Below are 428 nucleotides of genomic sequence, written 5' to 3'. Positions count from 1 at the left end.
ACGGTCCGCGCGGCCAGCAGCTCGGTCTGCGCCGCGGTCTCGGCCAGCACCCGGCCCAGGAAGGAGTCGACGATCTCCACTCCGGAGATGTCGATGACCACCCCCGTGACCCGGCTGGCGGCGATCGTCTCGGCCAGGTCCTGCTGGAGCTGGGACGCCATGCCGTCGTGCAGGTCGCCCTGGAGGGTGACCAGCAGCACGTCCCCGAGCCGCAGCACCGGCACATGGCCCGCGACCGGGCGGGCGTAGTGTTCGCTCACCGCCGGACCGCACCCTCGGCCGGGGCGTTCACGATGTACGCCACAAGCTCGTCGAGGCAGTACCCGAGCGCGTCGGCGAGGCTCGCGCGGGTCTTGACCGTGCCGAGGTCGAGGCCGAGGTGGACGATGGTCTGCGCGATCGCCGGGCGGATGCCGGAGACGACGCAC

General features: G+C 72.4%; 1 protein-coding gene. It reads right to left on the bottom strand.

Features of this window, described 5'->3' with window-relative positions; genetic code table 11:
* The coding region (locus LPA54_RS39730; protein ID WP_228985265.1) for an STAS domain-containing protein at positions 1–260 on the bottom strand (260 nt) is incomplete at its 3' end.
* Positions 261–428 lie beyond the last annotated feature (168 nt).

Source organism: Streptomyces sp. DH12 (genome assembly GCF_020873895.1).
GTDB lineage: Bacteria > Actinomycetota > Actinomycetes > Streptomycetales > Streptomycetaceae > Streptomyces.
Note: the sequence above shows the minus strand (reverse complement) of the source record. Positions and strands in the feature narration are given on the sequence as shown.